Genomic DNA, 25,201 nt, shown 5'->3' with positions numbered 1-25,201 from the left:
CCTTTCCTGATCGGAGAGGGGAACACTTTTTATTCGGCTTCAAACCAGTCGGTGTTTTGCAGGGCAATCGGGGTGATCGAGTAGATCATCTCTTGTAAATGCTCGTGAATAGCCCGCTCCGCCGCATCTGGATCCTGGGCTTTCAGTGCCTCAAAAATGCGGTAATGCTGGTGGATCAGATTCTCCGGCGGTGACACTTCGCTCAGGCTGAGGAAGCGCACCCGATCCATCGTCGCTTTGATGGTCTCGATGGTTTCCCACGCCAGGGCACAGTTGGCCATTTGCGTCAGCAGATGGTGGAATTCGTCGTCCAGCGCCAAAAACTCACGGATCTGATTATTCTGTGCCGCCAGCTCCTGGCGATGCAGGTTATGCTCCAGCGTCATCAACTGCTCGGGGGTGATGGTGGTGGCAACTCGCCGCACGATGGCACATTCTACCGCCTGACGGATAAAGCGCCCGTCGGCCACTCGTTTGGCGGAAATTTTCATCACGAAGGTACCGCGTTGCGGCAAGATCTGCACCAGCCCCGCTTCAGCCAGTTTGATAAAGGCTTCGCGCACCGGTTGGCGTGAAACGCTGAAACGGGTGGAGATCTCTTTCTCGGAAAGCAACGTGCCCGGAGGGATGGTGCAATCGACGATATCTTTGCGCAGGAAACGATAGATCTGCTGATTGACCGGGACATTATTCGTGAGGACGTACGATTCTGACATGGCGACAATCAATATATGAGAGTAGTAGTGAATGCCACCATACTAGCAGATTAACCCGTGAAAGAGGGCGGATAAATCCACCCGCATTCTATGCTTTGCTATTAACGCGCCAGCACTCTTGCCACCGTTGCTTTCGCTCCCCGCGCCAACAGCGCCAGATAAGCATTGGTCACGGCGTTGACGAAGCGTTGGTTATCCGGCAGGTCGCGTCCGAATACCGAGGTCATTTGCAGTAACGCCATCACGCGAGGCTCACCTTCAGCACTGTTGGCGACGCGTCGGGCAATTTCCTCACGCAATGGATCGCTGATGTCGATTGGTTGGCCCTGTTCGTCCTTACCGCCGACGTAACGCATCCAACCCGCTACGCCCAGCGCCAGACAGTCAAAATCACTACCGTTGGCCAGATGCCAGCGCACCGAATCCAGCATGCGCTGCGGCAGCTTTTGCGTACCGTCCATGGCGATTTGCCAGGTGCGGTGCTTCAACGCCGTGTTGCGATAGCGTGCCAGCAGGGAATCGGCGTATTTCTCCAGATCGGTGCCCGGGGTGTTCAGCGTGGGAGCCTGCTCAGCCAGCATCAGATGGCGGGCGGCATTGACGTAATGCGCATCCTGCATACAGTCGCTGATATGTTGGTAACCAGCCAAATAACCCAGATAGGCCAGGAACGAGTGGCTGCCGTTCAGCATACGCAGCTTCATCTCTTCGAACGGCAAGACATCGCTGACCAGTTCGGCACCGGCTTGTTCCCATGCCGGGCGGCCCGCGACAAAATTGTCCTCAATCACCCATTGGCGGAACGGCTCGCAGGCTACGGCTGCCGGGTCCTGCACGCCGGTTTGCTGTGCGACCTGGGCCAGGGTGTCTGGCGTCACGGCTGGCACGATGCGATCGACCATGGTGGAAGGGAAGGTGACGTAGGTTTCGATCCACGTTGCCAACGCCGGATCGAGCGCTTTGGCATAGGCGGTGATCACGTTACGGGTGACATGGCCGTTTTCCGGCATATTGTCGCAAGACATTACGCTGAATGCAGATTGCCCGGCCGCTTTACGCTGAGCTAAGGCTGCGACGATGACCCCAACGGCGCTCTGCGGATGATGCGGATTAGCCAGATCCCGCATAATCAACGGATGATCCAGCTGCAACTGGCCGGTGGCGGGGGAATGACAGTAGCCTTTTTCGGTGATGGTCATGGACACAATCGCCACTTCGGGCTGGGCCAGGGCCTGGAATACGGCGTCCAGTCCGTCAACTTGCGCATGTAGCGCCTGTTTTACTACGCCCACCACTCTGCATTGCCAGGCATCGGCTGACATCTCTGCCACGCTGTAGAGCATATCTTGCTGTTTGAGATCGGTGATTTGCTGTTCGCCACCGATCAGGTTGATTTCGCAATATCCCCAGTCGCTGCCGTGCTCCTGTGCCAGGATATCGGCATATAGCGCCTGGTGGGCGCGATGAAAGGCACCAAAGCCCAGATGAACCAGGCGCGGAACCAGTTTGCTACGATCGTACTGCGGAACAATGGCGTTGGCGGCTAACAGCTTGGTATTCATGTTAACACTCACTGTGTAATGGTCTGATTGCCGCAGAACCTTCTCTGCGGCAGAAAATTGAAGGGGATTAATGACTGCTGACGCGTTGGGCTATCGGCAGCGCAGGGCTTTCTGCGGCATCTTCCGCCAGGCTCAGGTCGCGATCTCTGACTTCTGGCATCAATATCGCGGCCAGCAAGCCGATAACGGAGTAAACGATCATCATGACGGCGATTGGCCACCAGGAGTCGGTCATATTGCAGAAGATACCGGCCAATACCGGGCCGAAGCCGACCGCCACCAAACCACCGGCCTCTTTGGAGATTGCCATGCGGGTAAAACGGTTACGTGAACCAAACATTTCCGCCATGGTGATGTTTTCCAGCGCAAACAGGCCCAGCACCGCGACGTTATGGATAATAATGATCGAGGCCATAATCACGTTCACCTCATTGGTCTTATCCACAATCATCGAAATCATTGGGTAAGCCAGAATGATGGCGGAGATATTGACCAGGATATAAGGCACCCGACGGCCGATCTTGTCGGAGAGCCAGCCAAGGAACGGGATGGTAATAAAGCCAATGGCGGAGCTGATCATCAAGGCGTCGGTAGGGATAGCCTTCTCAAACAGCAGAGTTTGCACCAGATAACCGGCCAGGAAGGTCTGGATCAGACCGGAGTTGCCAGCCTGGCCAAAACGCAGCCCGGTAGCCAGCCAGAAGGATTTGCTGCTGAACATCGCCGACAGCGAATGGGTATTGTCAGCCACGGCGTGAGCCGGTGTTGCGGTGGTGCTGTCGTCGTTAACCTTTTCAAACACCGGGCTTTCTTTCAGGTTCATACGCAGCCAGATGGCGAACAGCATGACGACCACGCTGGCCAGGAAAGGTACGCGCCAACCCCAGGCCAGCAGCTCTTCTTTAGACAGGAAGAAGAACATGACGGCCCAGATTGCAGTTGCCGACAGCGTGCCACAGTTGGTGCCCATGGCAACCAGGGAAGAGATAATCCCGCGTTTACCCTTAGGCGCATATTCCGCCAGCATGGTTCCGGCTCCGGATATTTCCGCACCGGCACCCAGCCCTTGAATAATACGCAGTAACACCAGTAATAGAGGGGCGAAAATACCGATTTGCGCATAGGTTGGCAGCACGCCGATTAAGGTGGTGCAGATCCCCATCATGGTAATGGTAATAAACAGCACCCTTTTACGGCCGATGGTATCCCCCATGCGTCCAAAGAAGAAGGCACCCGCGATACGGGCAATATAACCCGCGCCGTAGGTTCCCATCGCCAAGATTAACGCCATGGCGGCAGACTGTTCCGGGAAAAATATTTCATGGAAGACTAATGCTGCACCTAGCGAATAAAGCTGAAAATCCATAAATTCCAGTGCGGTACCAAGCCAGCCGGAAACGGCCGCCTTGATCAGATCCGAGGTACTTCTTTCCGGCTGAGTGTTGTCAATTTTTGCGTTCATCATTGTTCTGTTCTCTGCAAATTGTTGTTGTAAGGACGGCAAAGATTAGGGTCAGAAGCCCCTGTTTCTCTCTAGCTACAGCAGGCCGTAGCTGGAAAGTGGTCAGGTCAGAATTTCAGTAAAACCTTACAGCACTGCTTTTGGTCTTTTTCGAAGGTCTCCATCGCTTCAAGCACTTGCGTAAACGTAAACTGATGGGTGATCAACTTCTCTGGTTGGATCTGGCGTTGCGTCATCCAGGCAATCACCTGCGGGAAGCGGTTGCTGTTGAGGCGGGAGCTGTAAATCGAGATCTCTTTGCTGGTAATGGCTTGCTGGCTGATCACGCAGGGCTCGACAGAGAAGCCCATAATGCCAATGCGTGCGGCGGGAGAAGCCAAGCCGATCGCCTCCGGCAGAATGGCCGGGTGGCAGGCAGCATCGATGATCAGCGTTGGCCGGATGCCGAGTTTTTGTAACTCGTTGGCCAAATCAAGCTGGCTGTTGTTGATTACCACATCCGCGCCGTTGGCGGTGGCCATAGCCAGGCGCTCATCGATACGGTCAGCCACCACAATCTGTTTAACGCCGTAAACGCCGCGCAGTGCCTGAATAGAGGTGAGGCCCATCGGCCCGGCACCATACACCAATGCCACATCTAACGGGCCAGGTTGCAGTTGGCTACAGATGTTGGCAGCAATGGTGAAGGGTTCGACCATCGTGGCTTCGTTGTCTGGAATGCTGTCCGGCACCCGATGGGCATTTTGAGCCGGTAGCGTCACATATTCGCTGAATCCGCCGTCACGGTGCACGCCAATAACCTGCAGTTCGGTGCAGACGTTCGGCCTGCCCACCGAGCAGGGATAGCAATGGCCGCAGCTGACGACCGGATCGCCCACCACGCGTTCGCCGATGCGTGACGGGGCGACACCTTCGCCAATAGCGTCGATATGGCCAAAGAATTCATGGCCGATCACGCGCGGGTATTTGGCAAACGGGTTATGGCCACGGTAGATATGCACGTCGGAACCGCAGATCCCGGCGCTAGCCACACGGATCCGGACTTCACCCTGCTGCGGTGAGGGCAACGGGCGTTCTTCAATCACCAATTGCCCTGGCTGTTGAACAGTAATGCTTTTCATAGAAACTCCTCGGTTTACCAGTTCCACAGGGTGCCGTCTTCCAGGCGCGCTACCGGTAGGTAGGCCGGATCGTAGGGATATTTGGCAGCCAGTTTTTCGTCAAACTCGATGCCCAACCCTGGTTTTTCGCCTGGATGCATATAGCCGTTGTCAAACGTCCAGTTATGTGGGAACACTTCCAGCATCTGTTCGGAGTAGCCCATATATTCCTGCACGCCGAAGTTCGGCACCCACAGGTCAAAGTGCAACGCCGCCGCCATGCAGATTGGTGAAAGATCGGAAGGGCCGTGTGAGCCGGTACGCACCTGATACAGCGAAGCGAAATCGGCGATACGGCGCATGCCGGTGATGCCCCCGGCGTGGGTGATGGTGGTGCGAATGTAATCGATCAGTTGCTCTTCAATCAGCTGTTTGCAGTCCCAGATGCTGTTGAACACCTCACCGACCGCAATCGGGGTCACGGTATGCTGGCGGATCAGGCGGAAGCACTCCTGGTTTTCGGCCGGGGTAGGATCCTCCATCCAGAACAGGCGATATTGCTCAACGCTTTTGCCAAAGCGGGCCGCTTCGATCGGCGTCAGACGGTGATGCATGTCATGCAGCAGATGTTCGTCAAAACCGAATTTGTCACGCACGGCTTCAAACAGTTTAGGGGTGAAATCGAGGTATTTCTCGGTTGACCACAGCTGCTCTTCCGGCCAGTTACCTTTGGTCGCAGGTTCATACGCCAGGCCTTTGCCCTTGGCCATGCCGTAGGTAGTTTTCATCCCAGGTACGCCACATTGAGCGCGGATCGCCTTGAAGCCCAGTTCCTTGTGCTTGGCATAATCGTCCAGCACTTCGTCAATCGAGTGGCCGGTGGTGTGGCAATACACCATGACGCCGGTACGTGAAGCGCCACCCAGCAACTGGTACAACGGCATATTGGCCGCTTTGGCCTTGATATCCCACAATGCCGTATCCACCGCAGAGATTGCCGACATAGTCACCGGGCCACGGCGCCAGTAAGCACCTTTGTAGAAGTACTGCCAGATATCTTCGATCTGGTGAGCATCGCGGCCAATCAGCTGCGGGCAGACGTGGTCTTCCAGATAAGACGCGACCGGCAGTTCGCGGCCATTCAGGGTTGCATCGCCGATCCCGGTTAGCCCGCAGTCGGTAGTGATCTTCAGGGTGACGAAATTTCTTCCAGGGCAGGTGACAAACACCTCGGCTTTAACAATTTTCATGACTTCCACATCCTGTTGTTGCTGATAACGTATGGGCGGAAATTAACCTTGAACTAACTACCATACAAGTATGATTTATGAGAATTGCCGCTGGAGATCACATTTATTGGTGGATCGCAGACGTGGGGGGGGGTTATCTTGAGGTAAAAAGAGGGATGTTGGTTCGCTGGCGTGTTCAGAAGCGGGAGTTAATTTGTTGCACCAGCCCTTCACCCCAACCCTCTCCAACAGTGAGAGGGAACTGTTTCGATGATGTGGTGGGGACGAGATGGGGTTGCCGCAGATTAAATCACTCTGTTGGAGAGGGCGTTTATACGATGTAGTGGTTGAGCGCAGGATCTAATTTGTAGCACGTACTGTCCCCTCTCCTTGGGGAGAGGGTTAGGGTGAGGGGGTTACGCCGGGCTAACGCCTGCTCGATCTGAGCGCGTGGCTTATTTGCTTATCCCAGCAGGTCGCAATTTGGTGGCAAGCGGCACTCAATAGCATTTGGCAGCACCTCAATGCGGAAATTGCGGCCCTTCAGCGGTTCGCCATCAAGGTTAAAGGTGATTTCATGTGGCGCGGTGATTTCCAGCCATGGCAATGAGGCATCAACTACGTTGCTGTTTTCCTCACCGCTAAACAAGATATTGACCAGCGTAGGCAGCAACTCTTCGGCGGTGAGCAGGCGTACCTGCAATAAACCGTCGTTGATCAGCGCGCCAGGGCAAAGCTTTTGCCCACCCCCGGCTTGCCTGCCGTTACCGATACCGATCACCAGCGCTTCTCCGGCCCAATGGAAATCGGGCCCACGGATCTCGCAGCTGTCGGCTTTCAGCGCATCCAGGCGCAGCAGCCCATGGATGAAATAAGAAACGCCCCCCAGCGCAGACTTCAGTTTTTCCGGGGTTTCGGTGGTGATGCGGGTGCCAAAGCCGCCAGTCGCCATATTGATGAAATAGCGTTCGTCATTGACCTTGGCCAGATCGATCGGCACCGCTCGGCCCTTGATGGCTAACTGCAAGGCCAAATCTGGTTGTAGGGGAATAGAGCAGGCGGTAGCAAAGTCGTTGGCGGTGCCCAGCGGCAGTATGCCGAGTATTGGGCGAGATTCTGCGGGGAGTTGTGCCAATGCGGCAGCGACCTCATTGATGGTGCCGTCACCGCCACCGGCGATCACGGTTTCAACCCTCAGTTGGCTAGCCTCTTTGACGTAACGAGCAGCATCTCCCAGTTCCCAGGTGACGCGGACATGCAGGGTCTGGCCCTCATGGCGCAGCAGGTTCACCGCTGCGCGAACTTCCTCGTTGCCGGAGCTTTTACCATTGATGATAAGCAGTGCTGGTGCATATTGGTGCATTCCTGATCCTTGTGGCGAAAAACGAATCGGCTGTCAAAGGGTGGCCAGATGGTTTTCCCAGTAGCTAGACCCCTAACCCAAGCTGTCAACGATAAACCACAAGCCAGTGGCGGGCCATAAGAATATTCAGGTAATGCGAGTTTGGCTGCGGCCGGGTATTTATATAGTCAATGCCCAATGGAGGGAATATCTTTCTCCCACGCGAGTTAAGCGTTGGTATTAACGGCCTTATTAATCGCTATAGAATAGTTTATATATTGCAGAGAAAATGATAAGCCGCCTGGCGTAATGCAAGAAATATCCTAAAAATGCCAATAAAATTTTCAGTTGATTGAAATTAAAGGGGATAAAAAAGAAAAGGCCAACCCAAGGGAGATTGGGCTGGCTAAGGAGGTGGTTCCTAGTATTGCTATGCAAATATTTCGTTATTAGTTTTAAGCAGCCTGATAATAACCAAGCCGCGTGCTAATTGATGTGATCTGATTCTAATATTTGCCAAAAATTGCCACCCAGGCGGGTGGCGATAAACATCTTAACCGTTCTGGCTATCATCCTGCGGCAAATTGCGGATCAACAACGCATAATTGAGGTCGATATCCTCGGGGATCGGCAAATAAACGATATGGCCGTTGCCCGGAGCGACATCGATCGTTTCGCCCTTCTTGTTTTGCAAACTTTCCAGGGTAAACAATATGTTACCCCCTGGCGTCATCATCTCTACGCTGTCACCGACCAGGAATTTATTTTTTACATCCACTTCCGCCCAGCCGTTACGGCGCACCCCGGTAAATTCCCCGACAAACTGTTGCAGTTCGGAAATGGAGGAGCCGTAATCATAGTTCTGATGGGCATCGTGTGTATGGCGGCGCAGGAAACCTTCGGTATAGCCACGATGAGCCAGGCCTTCCAGCGTGGTCAGCAGGCTAGGATCGAAGGGTTTACCGGCAACGGCGTCGTCAATGGCACGGCGATAAACCTGTGCGGTGCGGGCGCAGTAATAAAACGACTTGGTACGGCCTTCAATCTTCAGCGAATGTACGCCCAACTGAGTGAGGCGCTCTACGTGCTGGATGGCTCGCAGATCTTTTGAGTTCATGATGTAGGTGCCGTGCTCGTCCTCAAACGCGCTCATGTACTCGCCGGGTTTCTGCGCTTCGGAAAGCATAAAGACTTTATCGGTTGGCGCGCCAATGCCCAGCGTCGGCTCGACGTTTTGCACCGCGATAGGCTCATGCAGATGCACGATGTTGCCGGTATCGTCTTCCTTGCCTTCTTCTGCCTTGTACTGCCAGCGGCAGGCATTGGTGCAGGTCCCTTGGTTGGGATCGCGTTTGTTGATGTAACCGGAAAGCAGGCAGCGGCCGGAATAGGCCATGCACAGTGCGCCATGCACGAAGATCTCCAGCTCCATTTCTGGCACCTGGCTACGGATTTCCGCCACTTCATCCAGCGACAGCTCGCGGGAAAGGATCACTCGCGTCAAGCCCATCTGCTGCCAGAACTTCACCGTTGCCCAGTTCACCGCGTTAGCCTGCACCGAGAGGTGAATGTCCATCTGCGGGAAAGCTTCGCGCACCATCATGATTAAACCGGGGTCGGACATGATCAGCGCGTCCGGGCCCATGTCGATCACCGGTTTCAGGTCACGCAGGAAGGTTTTCAGTTTGGCGTTGTGTGGCGCGATGTTAACCACCACGTAGAACCTTTTGCCTAGCGCATGGGCTTCGTTAATCCCAAGCTGCAGGTTCTCGTGGTTAAATTCGTTATTACGTACCCGTAGGCTATAACGCGGCTGGCCAGCGTAAACCGCATCGGCCCCATAGGCAAAGGCGTAACGCATGTTTTTCAGCGTTCCCGCCGGGGAGAGGAGTTCTGGTGTAAACATAGTGATTCTCGGTCTGATTTCAGGTCAGCACCGCGCCACCCAATGGCGCAGTGAAAGCGGGGGATTGTAGCGGCAGCCCGCCAAGAAATCAGCAATTAACCGGAAATTTTAAAGGGAGATTGATCTTCATCATCAGAGAAACCGCGCGGTAGCGGATACCGCGCGCAGGCCTGATGAGATTTATACGCTTAAATCACGTACATCTGTTGTAGGGCCATTCTTGATCACCGACTGAATCCCGCTTTTCGCTGCGCTATCCGAGCTGTACATCTGGCTGGTGCCAATCACCTGATGGTTTTTGGCTTTCAGCACGAAATAGGGTTTGTTGTTGCTGCTGACTTTCACTTCAAACTGCGCCTCATTAGGCGAATTGGTTTGCACGGAGGCAATTCCGTTTTCCGCCGAGGCTTTGCTGGCATACATCTCGCTGGAGAGAATGATCTCGCCATTGCTGGCCTTCAGGTTGAAGTGATACTGCCCGTTGCTCGATTTTGTCAGCTCATAATGTCCACTTGCCATGGTCCTGCTCCTGATTAGTGCCAATAAGTGAGATAAGTGTAGCTAATGTCTCAGCAAGCGTTTTTTTAACGGTGAAGTAATGCGTATCAGAGCACAGAAATGGGTGGCTTTTTGTGTCCATGGCCAGGTTGGGCTGGGGGTCGGTTGCCCTGGTTGCATTGGCGATTGCGTAACGGTTCGCATCGTTGGCACAAAACGTTCGACGGCAGATGATTTTGCTACGTTGAGAGGATAGGGTGGCTGATATCCGCATTCCTTATGTGAATGAAAAACAGGCAGCTTGGCCTTGGCATCCACTCAGAATAGGCATATGCTTTGGCCTATGCCAGCGTGAGGAGGTGCAATATGGAAAGGGTCGCCAAGCTTTTTAAAAACGGTAGAAATCAGGCGGTGAGATTGCCAGTGGAATTCGAATTCGATGTCGATCAGGTTTATATTCGCCGGGATGAACAGGGCAACGTGATCTTGTCGAAACACCCAATGAAATTGGACTCCTGGCAACCGCTGTTGACCATGCTGCAAAGTGCAGGGGTTCCTGATGACTTCCTGACTGCTGACGATCGCCAGCAAGGGCCCGCAGAGCGGGATCCGTTCAAGGAGAAATAGTCAGTCATGTATATGTTCGACACTAACACGGTAAGCCTGCTTTTTCGTCAACATCCCCGGCTGCTTGCGGCGATGGAGCGGGTACCGCCATCGTCGGTGTGCATTTCCAGCATCACCCAGGCGGAACTGCTTTATGGCGTAGCCAAGCGGCAGAACAAGGCGCTAAAACAGACGGTGATGATGTTCCTGGACGCCGTCACCGTTTACTCCTGGGACTCTGCGGCGGCACATTGCTATGGAGTCATGCGCGCAAGCATGGAAAAACAAGGCAGACCGCTGGGGGCGCTGGATCAGCTGATTGCCGCACATGCGGTAAGCCGTGGTGCAACCATAGTGACTAGCGATCGGGCTTTCACTATGGTCGCGGAGCTTGAGGTGGAAGACTGGACGCAGTAAGTGTCACAACCCATTGACCAACCGGCACTGTTCGGCTTCCCAGCGGTAGCCCACCCCGTAAACCGAACGGATAAACGCCTTGTCGCCGTCGATCAGCTCCAGCTTGCGGCGCAGATTCTTGATATGGCTATCGATGGTGCGATCGGTCACCACTCGGTAATCGTCATACAGATTGTTCAGCAGTTGTTCGCGGGAAAACACGTTGCCCGGCTGGCAGGCCAGGGTTTTCAGCAGGCGGAACTCCGCCGGTGTCAGATCCAGGATATGGCCCTGATAGCTGGCCTGAAAGCGCGGCTCATCAATATGCAACAGTGAATCATCATCGCTATGTTCCTGGGGCCGATAGCAACGGCGCAAGATGGTTTTCACCCTGGCAACCACTTCGCGCGGGCTGTAAGGTTTGCAGATGTAGTCATCCGCCCCGATCTCCAATCCCAGCAGCCGGTCGATCTCCTCGATTTTGGCGGTCACCATGATGACGGGGATGTCGGTAAAGCGCCGTAGCTCACGGCAAATGGTTAAGCCATCGCAGCCTGGCAGCATCAAATCCAGCAAAATAAGCGCCGGTGGCTGCTCATGCACCGCCGGGATCACCTCGCTGCCGTTGCTCAGCCAGCGGGTGGCGTAGCCAGCCGCCTGCAGATAATCGACCAACAGCTGGCCCAGCTTGGGTTCATCTTCCACAATCATGATCTGTAGTGGCTGATTTTGGTTTTCCATCAAACAACCTTATTATTCACCAGAGATGGGGAAATCTACTGTAATGCGCACGCCGCCTAAAGGCGAGTGTTGTGCACGGATCTCGCCGCCGTGTGCCTCCACAATGTTCTGACAGATGGAGAGCCCTAGCCCCGAACCGCCGCTGGCGCGGTTCCGCGAACCTTCAGTGCGATAAAAACGTTCGAAGATGAGAGCCAACTGCTCGTCGTTCACTCCTGGGGCGCTGTCCTGCCAGTAAATCCGCACCGTTCCCGGCAGGCGTTCGATACCAATCTCCAGCCGACCACCGGCATCGGTATAGCGTTGGCTGTTTTCCAACAGGTTGTTGAATAACTGGAGCAGTCGGTCAGGATCGCCGAACAGTGGCATCTGTTCCGGCAGGTTGGTGACGATCTCCAACTGTTTGGCATGAAAACGTTCACGGAAGGCCGCCACTGCGATCTGCACCAGATGCACACAATCCACCGGCAATTTACGGTAGGCGAGGGCACCGAGATCGGAGAGTGATAACTGGTGCAGATCGTCCACCAATTTGGTGAGGGTTGAGACCTCCGCCTGTAGCGAACTGAGCGAAGCCGGTGTGGGTTGGCGAACGCCGTCTTGCAGCGCCTCCAACTCGCCACGCAGTACCGCCAGTGGGGTACGCAGCTCGTGGGAAACATCCGCCATTAACGCCCGCCGCATTTGCTCGTTCTTTTCCAGCGAGGTGGCAAGCTGGTTAAAGTCCTGCGCCAGTCGGCCCAGCTCATCTTGGCTGCTGACCGCTACCCGAGCGCTGAAATCACCCGCCGCCAGCCGATGGGTACCGGCGACCAGGCGTTTAACCGGTGCCAGCAGGCCGCGCGACATCAGCCAGGTCACTGCCGCCGCCAACAAGGTGGATAGCCCAACGATCATCCAACTGGTGCGCCGCTGCTGGCGATCGAAGTTGATGTCCGCATTGCGTGTCAGTTTTTCTGGCGGTGTAGCCACTACCCAACCGACGATCTGATTGTTGTAATGAATCGGGTGGCGGGTACTTTCTTTAGGGATCGGGCCGGAATGACCCACCAGCCGGTTATACTGGCTATCTACCACCCAGAATTGGGTGCGCCAGCCCTTGGGGGGGAGATTGTGGCTGCTGTCGCTGTTCTGCTCAAACGAACGCATGATCTGATACACCACCTGATCGTTGTTACGCAGAAACTCCCAGTTGCCATGGCGACGATATTGATCTTCCAACGCGTCGCCGAGCATGCTGATGCGTTGCTCATTGCTGTGCTTGATATAATCGATAAAACCCCGTTCAAAGCTGACGCGTACGCCCCAGTGCATGGTGATCAACACCAACATGCAGGTGGCGAAGATCGCCATAAACAGCTTACCGGTAATGCCAATTCTCATTGTGTCCTCGTGGAGCCGGTGCCCGGCTCTTTGGTCAACGTACGGTTGGGGGCGATGTCGGTCGGTACGCGGGCGAAAGCCAGCGCCGGTAGGGCAATAATCAGTGCCATGCAGCCATAGCTGTAGATAAAGGCGTTGTGGATAGCCGGGCTATCGGCCACCACCTGATGATGCGCGAAGCTGCCAATCAGGATCCCGGCAATGCTGACGCCCAGGCTCATGGAAAGCTGCATCACCATCGACAGCAAGCTGTTGCCGCTGCTGGCCAACCGATCGGGCAGATCTTTCAGCGTCAGGGTATTCATGGCGGAAAAACGCAGGGAGTTAACCATGCCCTGGAAGAACAGCACCACCGGCAGCAGATAAACCCAGCCCAGCATCGCCACCAGCGGAAAACTCAGGGTGACCAGCGCCAACATCAACGTGGCAGTCACCAGCACATTACGATAACCGAAGCGGTTAACCACCTGTACCACGATGCGCTTCATGCCCATGCTGCCGATGATCATCGGGATCATCATCAACCCGGCGTGAAAAGGGGAAAACCCCATGCCCACCTGGAGAAATAACGGGGTCATAAAGGGCAACATACCGCTGCCGATCCGCCCCAACAGGCTGCCAGTCAGACCAACGCGGTAGGTTTCCGTCTTGAATAATCGTAGTGAAAACAGCGCCCGACTGTTACCTCTGGCGTGCAACCAGTAGCCAGCCAACGCAGCGCAACCCATCACCACCAGCCCGGTGATGGTAGCAGAGGAAAGCCCCATGCCTTTATGCCCGTCAAGTGCCAGCGTCAGCGTAGCCATGCCGATCGCCAACATGATAAAGCCGCTGATATCGAAACGCCGGGTCTGCATGGTGTAATTGGGCATCAGCAGCGCGGTGGCAATCGCTCCGGCGATACCCACGGGAATATTGATCAGGAAGATCCAGTGCCAACTGGCGTATTGCACCAGAAAGCCCCCTAAAGCAGGCCCCATCAGCGGGCCTATCTGGCCGGGTAGGGTGACGAAGGTCATCGCCGCCATATACTGTTCACGCGGGACGATTTTCATCACCGTCAGCCTGCCGACCGGCACCATCATCGCGCCGCCGATGCCCTGTATCACGCGGGAGGCCACCAACTCATTCAGGGTTTCTGAACGGGCGCACAGGATCGACCCGAGCGTGAATAGCACGATGGCGCTGAAGAACACCCGTTTGACGCCTACCCGATCCGCCAACCAGCCGCTGGCAGGTAGCATTACTGCGACCGTCAACACATAGGAAACAATCACCGATTGCATGCGTAGCGGGTTTTCCCCCAGGCTGGCCGCCATGGAGGGCAACGCGGTATTGACGATGGTGGTATCCAGCGTCTGCATAAAGAAGCCGAAAGCCACGATCCACAGCTGCCATCGCACCGAGGTGGATCCTGGCGGGGCGCTGGGTTTGATGCTCATAGGTCCTTTCTCTCCCGCGTGGCTGTCGATCAGTGAGGCAGCGGCGTCAGTTTTTTACCGTGCCGGAACTTCATCTGTAAGCGGTCAAAGTACAGATAGATCACCGGCGTGGTATACAGCGTCAACAATTGGCTCATCAGCAGCCCCCCGGCGATGGTGATCCCCAGCGGCTGTCGTAGCTCCGCCCCGTCGCCGCTGGTCAGAACCAGTGGTAAGGCGCCAAACAGGGCCGCCAACGTCGTCATCATGATGGGGCGAAAACGCAGCAGGCAAGCCTGGAAGATGGCCTCACGGGCGCTGATCCCGCCGTTGCGTTGCGCATCCAGGGCAAAGTCGACCATCATAATGGCATTCTTTTTAACGATACCAATCAACAGCATAATACCGATTAGCGCAATCAGGCTAAACGGTGCGTCAAACAGTTCCAGCGCCAGCAACGCCCCAACCCCGGCAGAAGGCAGCGTAGACAGGATGGTCAGCGGATGGATATAGCTCTCATACAGTATGCCCAGCACGATATACACCGTGGCGATGGCCGCAGCGATCAGGAACAGCTGTGATTTCAACGTTTCCTGGAATACCTGTGCGGTACCGGCAAACGAACCTCGCACGGTGGAGGGAACACCCAATTGCGTCATGGTCCGTTCGATGGCTGCTGTCGCCTCGGACAGGCTGCCACCGTCCGGCAGGTTGAATGAGATAGTGGAGGCTGCCGACAGCCCCTGATGGTTCACCGCCAGCGGTGCGTTAGCTGGCCGCCATTGGGCAAAGTAAGACAGCGGGATCGACTGGCCGCTGCTGTTGATCACAAACATTTTGTCCAGCGAGCTCACGTCCTGGGTATAGGGCGGAGCCACCTCCATCACCACTTTGTATTGGTTGAGCGGCTGATAGATGGTGGAAATCTGGCGCTGTCCGAAAGCGTTGTTGAGCAGGTTGTTAGCGTCGTTGACCGAAATGCCCAGCCGCGACATGGTTTCGCGATCGTAGGTCAGGTCCATTTCCGAGCCTTTGTCCTGCTGATCGGAGTTGACGTCCGCCAGCTCCGGCAACGCTGCCAGTGCGGTGCGGATCTTCGGTTCCCATTCGCGCAGAGCGCCAAGATCGTCGGCCAACAGCGTGTATTGATAGCTGGCGTTGGCCTGCCGCCCACCGACGCGGATATCCTGTACCGCCATCAAGAACAGGCTAGCCCCCGGTTCTTTCGCCAGTTTGGCACGCAGGCGAGCGATCACCTTCTGGGCATCATCGGTACGTTCCGACAGCGGTTTGAGGGAGATAAACATCGAGCCGCTGTTGGTGCGTGAACCGCCGGTAAAACCGGTGACGTTATCCACGTCCTTGTCCTCCCGCACGATCTTCATAAAGTCTTGCAGTTTGCTGCGCATCGCCTGAAATGAAATGCTCTGGTCGGCCTGGATAAAGCCCATCAGGCGGCCGGTATCCTGCTCGGGGAAGAAGGTTTTTGGAATACTGATGTATAGCCAGACGTTGAGGGCAATAGTGGCCAGGAACACTGCCATTACCCAGCGGGAATGGCCCAATACCCAGTTGAGCGAGCGGCCATAGCCCTGCTGCAAACCCAGCAACATGCGGCCAAAACCCCGAAGACGCCGCTGTTCGCGCGGTGGCTGGTAGCGCAGCAGATAGGCGCACATCATCGGCGTCAGCGTCAGTGAAATCAGCAATGAAAGCCCGATCGACACCGAAAGCGTCACGGCAAATTCACGGAACAGCCTGCCTGGCAAGCCGGCCATAAACAGCAAGGGGATAAACACCGCCACCAGCGATACGCTCATGGAAAGCACCGTGAAGCCGACCTCTCGCACCCCTTGCAGGGCGGCTTTGATCGGTTTCATCCCGGCCTCGACGTGGCGCGAAATGTTTTCCAGCACCACGATAGCGTCATCGACCACAAAGCCGGTGGCGATGGTCAGCGCCATCAGCGACAGGTTGTTCAGGCTGAAGCCGCACAGGTACATGGCGGCGAAGGAGCCGATCAGGGAAACCGGTACGGCCACTGCCGGGATCAGCGTTGCGCGGCCAGAGCGCAAGAAGATGAAGACCACCAGGATCACCAGCCCGATGGCTATTACCAAAGATTGCTCCACCTCGGCCAGCGAGGCACGGATCGTCGGTGAGCGATCCTGGGCAATACTCAGTTCGATCGAGGCGGGGATGTTCTCCCGCAACGCGGGCAACTCGGCGCGGATACGATCCACGGTTTGAATGATATTGGCACCGGGAGCACGGCTGATGGTCAGAATGATGGCAGGCTTGGCGTTGGTCATCCCGGCGTTGCGTACGTCCTGGACAGAATCGATGACGTTGGCCACGTCGCTCAGGCGTACCGCTGCGCCGTTGTTATAGTGAATAACCAACGGCTGGTAGGCCGCCGCGGTTTTCAATTCGTCGTTGGCCTGGATCTGCCAGCGCTGCTGTGGGTCATCTACCGCGCCTTGCGGTCGGCGTACGTTAGCGTTGGCGATGGTTTGCCGTACCGCATCCAGTGAAATCCCCTGGTTGAATAAGGCGCCGGGATTAAGCTCCACGCGTACCGCAGGTAGGGAACTCCCGCCGACAGAGACATCGCCTACGCCTTCCGTCTGGGCAATTTTTTGCGCCAGCTGCGTGGAAGCGAAGTCATACAATTGCCCTTGGTTGTAGGTATCCGAAGTCAGCGTCAGGATCATGATTGGCGCGTCGGATGGGTTGATCTTGCGATAGGTGGGGCGGCTTGGCATCCCGGTAGGCAACAGACTTTGGGCGGCGTTAATCGCTGCCTGTACGTCACGCGCAGCCCCGTTGATATCGCGATCGAGATCGAACTGCAGGATCACCCTGGTGCTGCCAAGTGAACTTGTCGAGGTCATTTCATTCACCCCGGCGATCCGGCCCAGGGCCCGTTCAAGCGGTGTAGCCACCGAGGAGGCCATGGTTTCCGGATCGGCACCCGGTAAAGTTGCAGTGATGGAGATCACCGGGAAATCCACCTGCGGCAACGGCGATACCGGCAGCAACCTGAAGCCAATCACCCCGGCGATGGCGATCGCTAGCGTCAACAGCGTTGTGGCAACCGGCCGGTAGATAAACAGGGCAAAGAATTTCACGGTAGCTCCTGCGGATCAGGCTGGCGGTGAGTATTGCGCGCCAATTTATCAAACAGCAGGTAAATCACCGGCGTGGTGAACAGCGTCAGGATCTGGCTCATCACCAGGCCACCGACCATACAGACACCCAGCGGGCGGCGCAGCTCGGCACCGACGCCGGTACTCAGCATCAGCGGTAATGCCCCCAGCAGCGCGGCCAGCGTGGTCATCAGGATCGGGCGAAAACGCAGCAGGCAGGCCTGATAGATGGCGTCGTATGGCGTCATCCCTTGCTCACGTTCGGCGGCCAGCGCAAAGTCGATCATCATGATGGCGTTCTTTTTCACGATGCCGATCAGCAAGATGATACCGATAATGGCGATCACATCCAGTTCATGGCCGGAGAGCATCAGCGCCAGCAGCGCCCCGACTCCGGCAGTGGGCAGAGTAGAAAGAATGGTCACTGGGTGGATAAAGCTCTCATACAGCACGCCCAGCACGATATACATTGCTACCACCGCCGCCAGGATCAGCCACAGCGTGCTGCCAAGGGCAGCCTGGAATGCCAGCGTGGCCCCCTGGAACTGGGTGGTGATGTCTTTGGGCATATTGAGGTCTTTCTCAGCCTGAGTGATCGCCTCTACCGCTTCCCCGAGCGAGTAATTACCGGCCACGTTAAACGACACGGTGGCCGACGGGAACTGATCGAGATGGTTGATCGACAGCGGGCCAACGCGTTCTTCTATTTTGGCGATGGTGCTTAATGGCACGATGGTGCCGTTGCTGCTGGTCAGGCGGATATCGTTTAACGCGGAAAGCCCTGGAGTGGTGGAGACATCATGTTCCAGCACCACCCGATATTGGTTGGCCTGGGTGTAGATGGTCGAGATCAGGCGCTGACCGAAGGCGTTATACAGTGCGCTGTCGACATCGCTCATGGTGATGCCAAGGCGCGAGGCCGAGTCTCGATCGACATTCACATAGGCTACCAGCCCCTGATCCTGCCAGTTGCTGGTCACCTCGGCCAGTTGTGGCGCCTGCTGCAATTCGGCCATTAACTTCGGCACCCACAGGCTGAGTTCATCCAGTGACATTGCCTGGAGGGTGAACTGGTACTGCGTGCGGCTCACCTGCGTATCGATAGTCAGATCCTGCACCGGTTGCAGATACAGCTTCACGCCGGGGAACTGTGCCGTTTGTTGTTGCAGGCGAGTAATGATCGCCGGAATGCGATCGCTACGTTCGCTCAGCGGTTTAAGGTTGATCTGCAAACGGCCGCTGTTGAGCGTGGCGTTGCTGCCATCCACACCGACAAAGGACGTCAGGCTCTCTACTGCCGGATCCTTGAGGATTTCGGCGGCCACCTGTTGCTGGCGCTCGGCCATATTGCTGAATGAAACGCTCTGTGGGGCTTCCAGCGTACCCTGAATGATGCCGTTATCCTGCACCGGGAAGAAGCCTTTCGGCATCAGCACATACAGTAACACGGTCAGCGCCATGGTGCCGAAGACGACGCCTAACGTCAGCCACTGATGGTTCAACACCACTTTCAGCCACACGCCGTATTGGGCGATCACCCGGTCAAAGAAACGCTCGGAGGCGCGGGAGAAACGGTTTTGCTTACGCAGCGATTCGTGGCTAAGCATCCTGGCGCACATCATCGGCGTCAGCGTCAGCGACACCAGCGCGGAAATCAGGATCGCCACTGCCAGCGTCACCGCAAACTCGCGGAACAGACGGCCAACGATATCGCCCATAAACAGCAGCGGGATCAGCACCGCTACCAGCGAGAAGGTCAGCGAGATAATGGTAAAGCCGATCTCTCCGGCCCCTTTCAGCGCCGCATCGAGCGGTTTTTCACCTTTTTCGATATAGCGCGAGATATTTTCGATCACCACGATGGCGTCATCCACCACAAAGCCGGTGGCGATGGTCAGCGCCATCAGCGTCAGGTTGTTGATGGAGAAGTCGAGGAAATACATGACGGCAAAGGTGCCCACCAGGGAAAGCGGCACCGCCACGCTCGGGATAATGGTGGCGGGTACGTTACGCAGGAAGACGTAGATCACCATGATGACCAGGGCGATCGCCAGCAGCAGTTCAAACTGTACGTCGCTGACCGAGGCCCGGATGGTGGTGGTGCGGTCGGTCAGCACCTTCACATCTACCGACTTTGGCAGGCTCTTGATCAGCTCTGGCAGCATCTCGCGAATACTGTCGGCGGTGGTGATGACGTTGGCACCCGGCTGGCGCTGAATATTCAGCACGATGGCCTGCTCTTTATTGGCCCATGCCGCCAGGCGGTTGTTCTCCGCACCTTGCTCAATGGTGGCGATATCTTGCAGGCGGATGGCTGCGCCGTTCTGATAGGCGATAATCAGCTGACGGTAATCCTCAGCGGTTTTCATCTGATCGTTGGCAGAGAGCGTAACCGAACGCGTCGGGCCGTCCAGACTACCTTTGGCCGAATTGACGTTGGCGTTACTGATGGCGGTGCGAATGGTTTCGCTATCCAGCCCATAGGCGGCCACCGCCGTGGCATTGAGCTTCACCCGTACGGCCGGACGCTGGCCGCCGGAAATGGTGACCAGACCGACCCCGCTGACCTGCGAAATCTTTTGTGCCACCCGGGTTTCCACCATGTCTTCTACCTGGGTCATCGGCAGGGCGGTTGAGGTGACGGCCAGCGTCAGGATCGGTGGATCGGCCGGGTTAACCTTGCTGTAAATCGGCGGGTAGGGCAGATCGTTGGGCAGCAGGTTGGTGGCGGCATTGATAGCCGCCTGCACTTCCTGCTCGGCAACGTCCAGCGGCAGTTCAAGCTGGAATTGCAGCGTGATCACCGAGGCTCCACCGGAACTCTGCGAGGCCATCTGCTTAAGGCCGGACATCTGGCCGAACTGTCGCTCCAACGGCGCGGTGATTGCCGAAGTAACCACATCCGGGCTGGCGCCAGGGTAGAGCGTGACGATCTGGATGGTTGGATAATCCACTTCCGGCAGGGCAGAAACTGGCAGTGAACGATAGCCAATGATCCCGGCCAGCATGATAGCCAGCATAAACAGCGTGGTGGCTACCGGGCGAAGAATAAACAGGCGGGAAGGCCCACCGCCGCTATGGGGGGACATCGACTGCATCAGGAATTCCCCTGAGGTTTAGCGCGGCGTTTCGGTTGTTCCGCATTCGGGGTGGCCGCCGCTTTATGAGGTGCCACCACTTCAACCTGCATGCCTTCGGTCAGGCGGTCGATCCCGTCAGTGACGACGCGGTCGCCCGCATTGACACCGGCGCTAATCACTACCTGCTGGCTATCCTGAATACCGGCGGTAACCCGATGTTTGCTGACCTTGTTGTCTGCGCTCAGCAGCCAGACGAAGTTGCCTTCGTTGCCCATTTGCAGCGCGGCGGTAGGGATCACCACCGCATTTTGCAGGGTGGCAACCTTCAGCCGGGCGTTAACGAACTGATTCGGGAACAGCGCGTCGTCCTGATTGTCGAAGCGAGCCTTCAGTTTGATGGTGCCCGTCGCGGTATCGATCTGGTTATCCAGGCTCAATAACTCACCGGTGGTTAACAACTGCTGATTGGTACGATCCCAGGCTTGGACGCTTACCGGGCCAGCTTTCTGCGCTTTGACCAGATCGGCGATATTGCTCTCCGGCAGGGTGAAGACCACATCGATAGGGTGCGTTTGGGTGATCACCACGATGCCGGTGGTGCTGCCGCTGGCGATGTAGTTGCCTACATCAACCAATTTCAGACCCACGCGGCCATCAATCGGCGCGGTGATCTTACTGTAGGTTATTTGCAGTTTGGCACTGTCCACTGCCCCTTGATCGGCTTTGATGGCCCCTTCGGTCTGGCGAACCAACGACTCCTGGGTATCCAGCTCTTGGCGTGATACCAGGTTGGTTTTCGCCAACTGTTGGTAACGGGCGAGGTCACGTTTGGCATTGGCCAAGGTCGCCTGATCTTTGGCTAATTGCCCCAGAGCCTGAGTTAATTGCACTTCGTAAGGGCGCGGGTCGATCTCAACCAGCAGGTCTCCTGCCTTGACCTGTTGGCCTTCGGTAAAGTGGATTGCCATTAATTGACCATCGACGCGGCTGGTGACGGTCACGGTGTTGGCCGCGGTGGCGGTGCCTAATCCCGAGAGGAAACGCGGCACGCTCTGCACTGTGGCGGTGGCAGCCTGTACTGGAGACATCGGTGCTCCTCGTCTACCACCGGCTCTGCCTGCGGCTCCAGCTGGGCCTGCACCTGCCTGCTGCGCACCCGGCGCTGCATCGGTAGCCTGTGGCGCGCTAAAGTGACGCCAGATCAGAATGGCGGCAAGCACCACGATAACTATGGCTAGCAGGCGCAGGAGCAGTGAGCGGCGTTTGGGTTTTGTATTCATGGCGTTGGGCATTCTCTCCAGAGACAGTCATGCGGGCAATCAGTTGCCAAAAGTGATACTCCTTACAGGATACTAGTTTAGCGAGCCGTCACGGTGTAAAAATGAAGGAAATATGGAGGAAACGTCAGGTTTATCGGCGGAGAATGTATATTTAACCGAAACAACGCTTAGCTAGACATTTTCTGACATATAACCGATTCGTTTTAGCGTTCCAGCCGCTTTCGCGCTAATAATTGAGAGCGAATTTTTTCTTTTCCCTCAGGAGCGACATCATGAGCAAGCAACCGTTGGGCCGTTCAGGTATTCAGGTTCCGCAACTGACCTTTGGTGGCAACGTCTTTGGCTGGACGGTAGACGAGGCCACGTCTTTCAGTCTGCTGGATGCGCTGGTAGCCAATCAGCTGAATTTTATCGATACCGCCGACGTCTATTCGAGCTGGGCACCAGGCAATAAAGGCGGTGAATCGGAAACGGTGATCGGTAACTGGCTGAAGAAAAGCGGCAAGCGTGACCAGGTGATCATCGCTACCAAGGTGGGAAAACCGATGGGTGAGGGCAAACAAGGCTTGTCGCCACGCTATATTCGTCAGGCCGTAGAGGATTCATTGCGCCGCCTGCAAACCGATTATATCGATCTTTATCAGTCTCATGATGACGACCAGGACACTCCGCTGGCGGAAACCCTGGCGGCGTTCGATGAACTGATCAAGGCCGGGAAGGTGCGAGCCATTGGCGCTTCCAACTATCAGGCAGACCGGCTGGTGGAAGCGCTGAAAGTCAGCGAGCAAAACGGACTGGCGCGCTATGAAACCCTGCAACCGGAATACAATCTGTATGCCCGTGAAGGCTATGAGCAGGCGCTGGAAGCTGTGGCGCAGCAACAGGGGTTGGGGGTGATCAACTTCTTCTCACTGGCCAGTGGTTTCCTCACCGGCAAATATCGTAGCGCCCAGGATGTGGGTAAGAGCCAGCGTGGAGACACCATTGTGTCGCGTTATCTGAATCCGCGCGGTTTCCGCATTTTGGCGGCCCTCGATCTGCTGGCAGAGAAGCACCAGACCACGCCCGCACAGATCTCGTTGGCCTGGTTGATTGCTCGCCCAAGCATCACCGCGCCAATCGTTAGCGCCACCTCGTTAACCCAGTTGGATGAGTTGGTGAGTGCCACACAGTTGCAATTGGCTGCCGAGGATATCAAGGCGTTGGATGAGGCAAGTGCCTGGTAAGACACCTGACATCAAATATTATTCAATGAGTTATCATCACCATCACGTGTTTGGCGACAGCTTACGATACAACACATGCTGGCGTAACGGATGGCCCAGAGGTAAACGGGGATGCTCGAAGGTTTCACCGCTGAAGGTCATCCCGATGCGCTCCATCACTCGGCGGGAAGGGAGATTAATTACAGCGGTAAAGGACACGACTTCTGACAGCTGCAGCCTATTGAAAGCGATATCCAGCGCGCAATGAGCCGCTTCGCTGGCATAGCCTTGGCCCCAATGCTCCTTCGCCAACCGCCAGCCAATTTCCACGCAGGGCGAGCAGGGCAAATCGTCGCCAGGAATGGCTAGCCCCACAAAGCCGATAAAGGCGGCTTGATGCTTCACCTCGACGGCCCACAGCCCCCAGCCGTGCTGTTGTATAAATTGGCGGATGCGATTGGCCTGAGCGTCGCTTTCAGCGTGGCTTAGCGTTGCCGGGAAGTACTTCATCACCTCAGGGTCGCTATTGAGCGCGGCAAAGGCGGGCAGATCGCTATCTTGCCAACCGCGTAGCAGCAATCTGGGTGTTTCACCTGCGATGATAGCCATAATGCTCCATTGTCAGGGGCGTTAGCCGCCCCTACGTTAATCAACGAAACAGCGTCTGCGCCCAGCGTGCCAACCCGGCGGTGACCGAGCCAAAATCGTTGCCACCGACGATCGGGATCCCCGGCAACTGCTGTTGCAGAGCGGTTCGCAGCAGCGGTGAGCGTGCGCTACCACCGGTCAGGTAAATGACCTGCGGCTTGCTTTGGCTGGTGGCCAAGGCGGCGCTAACCTGTTCCTGGATACGCAGCAGAGGTTGGGCAATGGCATCGGCCAACTGCTCCTGGCTGATCATCTCTGCCAGCTCCGGCTGCACAAAATCCAGTTGGGCGCTGATGCTTGCCTGACCAGATAGCGCGATTTTACTCTCTTCCGCTGCACGTACCAGCCGATAGCTCAGGCGCTGCTGATGTACTTTCAACAGACGTTTCACCTTCTCGGGTTCGGCAGCTTCACGGATCAGATCGCGCAGCATACGGCCATTGGCCGTGCTGTAGAAATCGATTTGGGCCGGGACATCGTTGGTCGCTACCGCGTTCCAGTAAGGCAATGCAGGCATGGCGATGCCCTTCTCCGTTTCACCGCCCATACCAAACAGCGGCATCAACTGTTTGAACGCCAGCATGATATCCAGATCGTTACCGCCCACGCGGCAACCGCTGTGCCCCAACAGGCTCTGCTGGCGATCGGCACGATCGCGCCATTGTGGCCCCATCAGCAGCACCGAGCAGTCGGTGGTTCCGCCGCCGATATCGACCACCAGCACGGTTTTCTCTTCGCTTAGCGTCGCTTCAAAGTCTAGCCCGGCTGCAACCGGTTCGAACTGAAACTCGATCTCTTTGAAACCGGCCCGTTGTGCGGCGCGATGCAAAATCCCCTGCGCCTGCTGGTTAGCCTCTTCACCGCCGGTGCCCTGGAAGTTAATCGGGCGGCCAATGACGGCCTGATCGATGCCGGTTTGTAACACGTCTTCCGCCTGGCGCTTGATGTGGAACATCATGGCGCACACCAGATCTTCAAATAGCGCAATCTGCTGTGGCTTAAGGCCGTTAGCCCCGAGGAAGGATTTCGGTGAGCGGACAAAATACACTTCTTCCGGATCTTCGATGTAATGAGCCAGCGCCTGTAGGCCGAACAGCACGCTGTCGCCGTTGACCGGGATATCTTCCTCGCGGTTGAAGGTAATGGCGCGGCGCAGCAACTGCTGGTTTTCCTCACTGCCGGTTGGCACCTGCCAGTGGCGATGCAGGCACTCACTCACCGCCTCACGCGTCGGTGCGCACAGCATCGAAGGGAGATACGGTTCGTTGTTTTCCAACGTCAGTAGTTCAGGACCCTGGTCGCGCATAACGGCGACAGAACAGTTGGCAGTGCCATAATCGAAGCCAATAAACATTTTTCGTTCCCCATGCCGATGAAGGGGGGCGACTTTACCCGAGACTGGTCTGCCGAGCAACGAGTGGGCGGCTAACTGGCGAAAAATTTAGCGGCAATCGCGGCGGCATGGTTAACTTGATGG

At 56.3% G+C, this 25,201-nt stretch carries 19 protein-coding genes; 3 read left to right on the top strand and 16 right to left on the bottom strand.

Annotated features, from left to right (window positions below; genetic code table 11):
- Nucleotides 1-29 precede the first annotated feature (29 nt).
- From ACKWMY_RS04190 to ACKWMY_RS04155, 8 genes are all read right to left on the bottom strand, one after another.
- Nucleotides 30-716 carry a GntR family transcriptional regulator gene (locus tag ACKWMY_RS04190; RefSeq protein WP_024527027.1) on the bottom strand — a complete coding sequence of 229 codons (687 nt, stop codon included), beginning with the start codon at nt 714-716 and terminating at the stop codon, nt 30-32.
- A gap of 101 nt (nt 717-817) precedes the next feature.
- Nucleotides 818-2,278, bottom strand: a complete 1,461-nt coding sequence (locus ACKWMY_RS04185) for a mannitol dehydrogenase family protein (protein WP_409485940.1) — start codon at nt 2,276-2,278, stop codon at nt 818-820.
- A gap of 67 nt (nt 2,279-2,345) precedes the next feature.
- Complete coding sequence (locus ACKWMY_RS04180; protein ID WP_024527029.1) at nt 2,346-3,740, bottom strand: MFS transporter; 1,395 nt, start codon at nt 3,738-3,740, stop codon at nt 2,346-2,348.
- A gap of 107 nt (nt 3,741-3,847) precedes the next feature.
- Entirely contained in the window at nt 3,848-4,861 is a 1,014-nt protein-coding gene (locus tag ACKWMY_RS04175; protein WP_409485939.1) for a Zn-dependent oxidoreductase, read from the bottom strand.
- 14 nt (nt 4,862-4,875) lie between these two features.
- Nucleotides 4,876-6,090: a D-mannonate dehydratase ManD gene (gene manD, locus ACKWMY_RS04170; protein ID WP_024486179.1), complete on the bottom strand. Its 1,215-nt coding sequence runs from the start codon at nt 6,088-6,090 to the stop codon at nt 4,876-4,878.
- A gap of 442 nt (nt 6,091-6,532) precedes the next feature.
- Entirely contained in the window at nt 6,533-7,432 is a 900-nt protein-coding gene (gene yegS / locus ACKWMY_RS04165) for a lipid kinase YegS (RefSeq protein ID WP_074029415.1), read from the bottom strand.
- Nucleotides 7,433-7,964: 532 nt separating this feature from the next.
- A complete protein-coding gene (yegQ, locus tag ACKWMY_RS04160; RefSeq protein ID WP_024527032.1) occupies nt 7,965-9,317 on the bottom strand; it encodes a tRNA 5-hydroxyuridine modification protein YegQ in 1,353 nt (450 codons plus the stop codon).
- Between the two features lie 180 nt (nt 9,318-9,497).
- On the bottom strand, nt 9,498-9,836 hold the full coding sequence (locus ACKWMY_RS04155) for a YegP family protein (protein ID WP_024527033.1): 339 nt from the start codon (nt 9,834-9,836) through the stop codon (nt 9,498-9,500).
- A gap of 345 nt (nt 9,837-10,181) precedes the next feature.
- On the opposite strand from ACKWMY_RS04155, the gene ACKWMY_RS04150 reads away from it, so the two are divergent.
- Together ACKWMY_RS04150 and ACKWMY_RS04145 are read left to right on the top strand one after the other, a co-directional pair.
- Nucleotides 10,182-10,442, top strand: a complete 261-nt coding sequence (locus ACKWMY_RS04150) for an antitoxin (protein ID WP_024527034.1) — start codon at nt 10,182-10,184, stop codon at nt 10,440-10,442.
- A gap of 6 nt (nt 10,443-10,448) precedes the next feature.
- Nucleotides 10,449-10,838, top strand: coding sequence for a type II toxin-antitoxin system VapC family toxin (locus ACKWMY_RS04145; RefSeq protein WP_024527035.1), 390 nt, complete (start codon nt 10,449-10,451; stop codon nt 10,836-10,838).
- A gap of 3 nt (nt 10,839-10,841) precedes the next feature.
- Here the strand turns inward: ACKWMY_RS04145 and baeR are convergent, their stop codons facing one another.
- The 6 genes from baeR to ACKWMY_RS04115 are packed head-to-tail and all read right to left on the bottom strand — an operon-like array spanning nt 10,842 to nt 21,871.
- Nucleotides 10,842-11,558 carry a two-component system response regulator BaeR gene (baeR, locus tag ACKWMY_RS04140; RefSeq protein WP_065686567.1) on the bottom strand — a complete coding sequence of 239 codons (717 nt, stop codon included), beginning with the start codon at nt 11,556-11,558 and terminating at the stop codon, nt 10,842-10,844.
- Nucleotides 11,559-11,570: 12 nt separating this feature from the next.
- Complete coding sequence (baeS, locus tag ACKWMY_RS04135) at nt 11,571-12,941, bottom strand: two-component system sensor histidine kinase BaeS (RefSeq protein ID WP_024527037.1); 1,371 nt, start codon at nt 12,939-12,941, stop codon at nt 11,571-11,573.
- Nucleotides 12,938-14,383 (bottom strand): MFS transporter, encoded by a 1,446-nt coding sequence (locus tag ACKWMY_RS04130; RefSeq protein WP_024527038.1) that lies wholly within the window; start codon nt 14,381-14,383, stop codon nt 12,938-12,940. Before ACKWMY_RS04130 ends, baeS begins: the two co-directional genes overlap by 4 nt.
- A gap of 29 nt (nt 14,384-14,412) precedes the next feature.
- Nucleotides 14,413-17,493 (bottom strand): multidrug efflux RND transporter permease subunit MdtC, encoded by a 3,081-nt coding sequence (gene mdtC / locus ACKWMY_RS04125; RefSeq protein WP_409485938.1) that lies wholly within the window; start codon nt 17,491-17,493, stop codon nt 14,413-14,415.
- Nucleotides 17,490-20,609, bottom strand: a complete 3,120-nt coding sequence (locus tag ACKWMY_RS04120; RefSeq protein ID WP_199063006.1) for an MdtB/MuxB family multidrug efflux RND transporter permease subunit — start codon at nt 20,607-20,609, stop codon at nt 17,490-17,492. The genes mdtC and ACKWMY_RS04120 overlap by 4 nt, the downstream gene beginning before the upstream one ends.
- Nucleotides 20,609-21,871, bottom strand: a complete 1,263-nt coding sequence (locus ACKWMY_RS04115) for an MdtA/MuxA family multidrug efflux RND transporter periplasmic adaptor subunit (RefSeq protein WP_409485937.1) — start codon at nt 21,869-21,871, stop codon at nt 20,609-20,611. The genes ACKWMY_RS04120 and ACKWMY_RS04115 overlap by 1 nt, the downstream gene beginning before the upstream one ends.
- A 272-nt stretch (nt 21,872-22,143) precedes the next feature.
- On the opposite strand from ACKWMY_RS04115, the gene ACKWMY_RS04110 reads away from it, so the two are divergent.
- Nucleotides 22,144-23,097 carry an aldo/keto reductase gene (locus ACKWMY_RS04110; RefSeq protein ID WP_074029405.1) on the top strand — a complete coding sequence of 318 codons (954 nt, stop codon included), beginning with the start codon at nt 22,144-22,146 and terminating at the stop codon, nt 23,095-23,097.
- A gap of 42 nt (nt 23,098-23,139) precedes the next feature.
- Here ACKWMY_RS04110 and ACKWMY_RS04105 read toward each other — a convergent pair whose 3' ends face one another.
- Nucleotides 23,140-23,685 (bottom strand): GNAT family N-acetyltransferase, encoded by a 546-nt coding sequence (locus ACKWMY_RS04105; RefSeq protein ID WP_029710745.1) that lies wholly within the window; start codon nt 23,683-23,685, stop codon nt 23,140-23,142.
- Between the two features lie 40 nt (nt 23,686-23,725).
- The gene (gene yegD, locus ACKWMY_RS04100) at nt 23,726-25,078 is read right to left on the bottom strand and encodes a molecular chaperone (RefSeq protein WP_409485936.1); all 1,353 of its coding nucleotides are present in this window, start codon (nt 25,076-25,078) and stop codon (nt 23,726-23,728) included.
- Between the last annotated feature and the right edge of the window lie 123 nt (nt 25,079-25,201).

The organism is Serratia sp. J2, from assembly GCF_046269175.1.
In the GTDB taxonomy this organism is placed as follows: Bacteria; Pseudomonadota; Gammaproteobacteria; order Enterobacterales; family Enterobacteriaceae; genus Chania; species Chania fonticola_C.
Note: the sequence above shows the minus strand (reverse complement) of the source record. Positions and strands in the feature narration are given on the sequence as shown.

Coding starts and splice junctions, on each gene's coding strand:
- yegQ (WP_024527032.1), bottom strand. CDS start 9,317: ATGTTTACACCAGAACTCCTCTCCCCGGCGGGAACGCTGAAAAACATG.
- yegD (WP_409485936.1), bottom strand. CDS start 25,078: ATGTTTATTGGCTTCGATTATGGCACTGCCAACTGTTCTGTCGCCGTT.
- ACKWMY_RS04175 (WP_409485939.1), bottom strand. CDS start 4,861: ATGAAAAGCATTACTGTTCAACAGCCAGGGCAATTGGTGATTGAAGAA.
- ACKWMY_RS04115 (WP_409485937.1), bottom strand. CDS start 21,871: ATGAATACAAAACCCAAACGCCGCTCACTGCTCCTGCGCCTGCTAGCC.
- ACKWMY_RS04105 (WP_029710745.1), bottom strand. CDS start 23,685: ATGGCTATCATCGCAGGTGAAACACCCAGATTGCTGCTACGCGGTTGG.
- yegS (WP_074029415.1), bottom strand. CDS start 7,432: ATGCACCAATATGCACCAGCACTGCTTATCATCAATGGTAAAAGCTCC.
- ACKWMY_RS04120 (WP_199063006.1), bottom strand. CDS start 20,609: ATGCAGTCGATGTCCCCCCATAGCGGCGGTGGGCCTTCCCGCCTGTTT.
- ACKWMY_RS04145 (WP_024527035.1), top strand. CDS start 10,449: ATGTATATGTTCGACACTAACACGGTAAGCCTGCTTTTTCGTCAACAT.
- baeS (WP_024527037.1), bottom strand. CDS start 12,941: ATGAGAATTGGCATTACCGGTAAGCTGTTTATGGCGATCTTCGCCACC.
- manD (WP_024486179.1), bottom strand. CDS start 6,090: ATGAAAATTGTTAAAGCCGAGGTGTTTGTCACCTGCCCTGGAAGAAAT.
- ACKWMY_RS04150 (WP_024527034.1), top strand. CDS start 10,182: ATGGAAAGGGTCGCCAAGCTTTTTAAAAACGGTAGAAATCAGGCGGTG.
- ACKWMY_RS04190 (WP_024527027.1), bottom strand. CDS start 716: ATGTCAGAATCGTACGTCCTCACGAATAATGTCCCGGTCAATCAGCAG.
- baeR (WP_065686567.1), bottom strand. CDS start 11,558: ATGGAAAACCAAAATCAGCCACTACAGATCATGATTGTGGAAGATGAA.
- ACKWMY_RS04130 (WP_024527038.1), bottom strand. CDS start 14,383: ATGAGCATCAAACCCAGCGCCCCGCCAGGATCCACCTCGGTGCGATGG.
- ACKWMY_RS04185 (WP_409485940.1), bottom strand. CDS start 2,278: ATGAATACCAAGCTGTTAGCCGCCAACGCCATTGTTCCGCAGTACGAT.
- ACKWMY_RS04155 (WP_024527033.1), bottom strand. CDS start 9,836: ATGGCAAGTGGACATTATGAGCTGACAAAATCGAGCAACGGGCAGTAT.
- ACKWMY_RS04180 (WP_024527029.1), bottom strand. CDS start 3,740: ATGAACGCAAAAATTGACAACACTCAGCCGGAAAGAAGTACCTCGGAT.
- ACKWMY_RS04110 (WP_074029405.1), top strand. CDS start 22,144: ATGAGCAAGCAACCGTTGGGCCGTTCAGGTATTCAGGTTCCGCAACTG.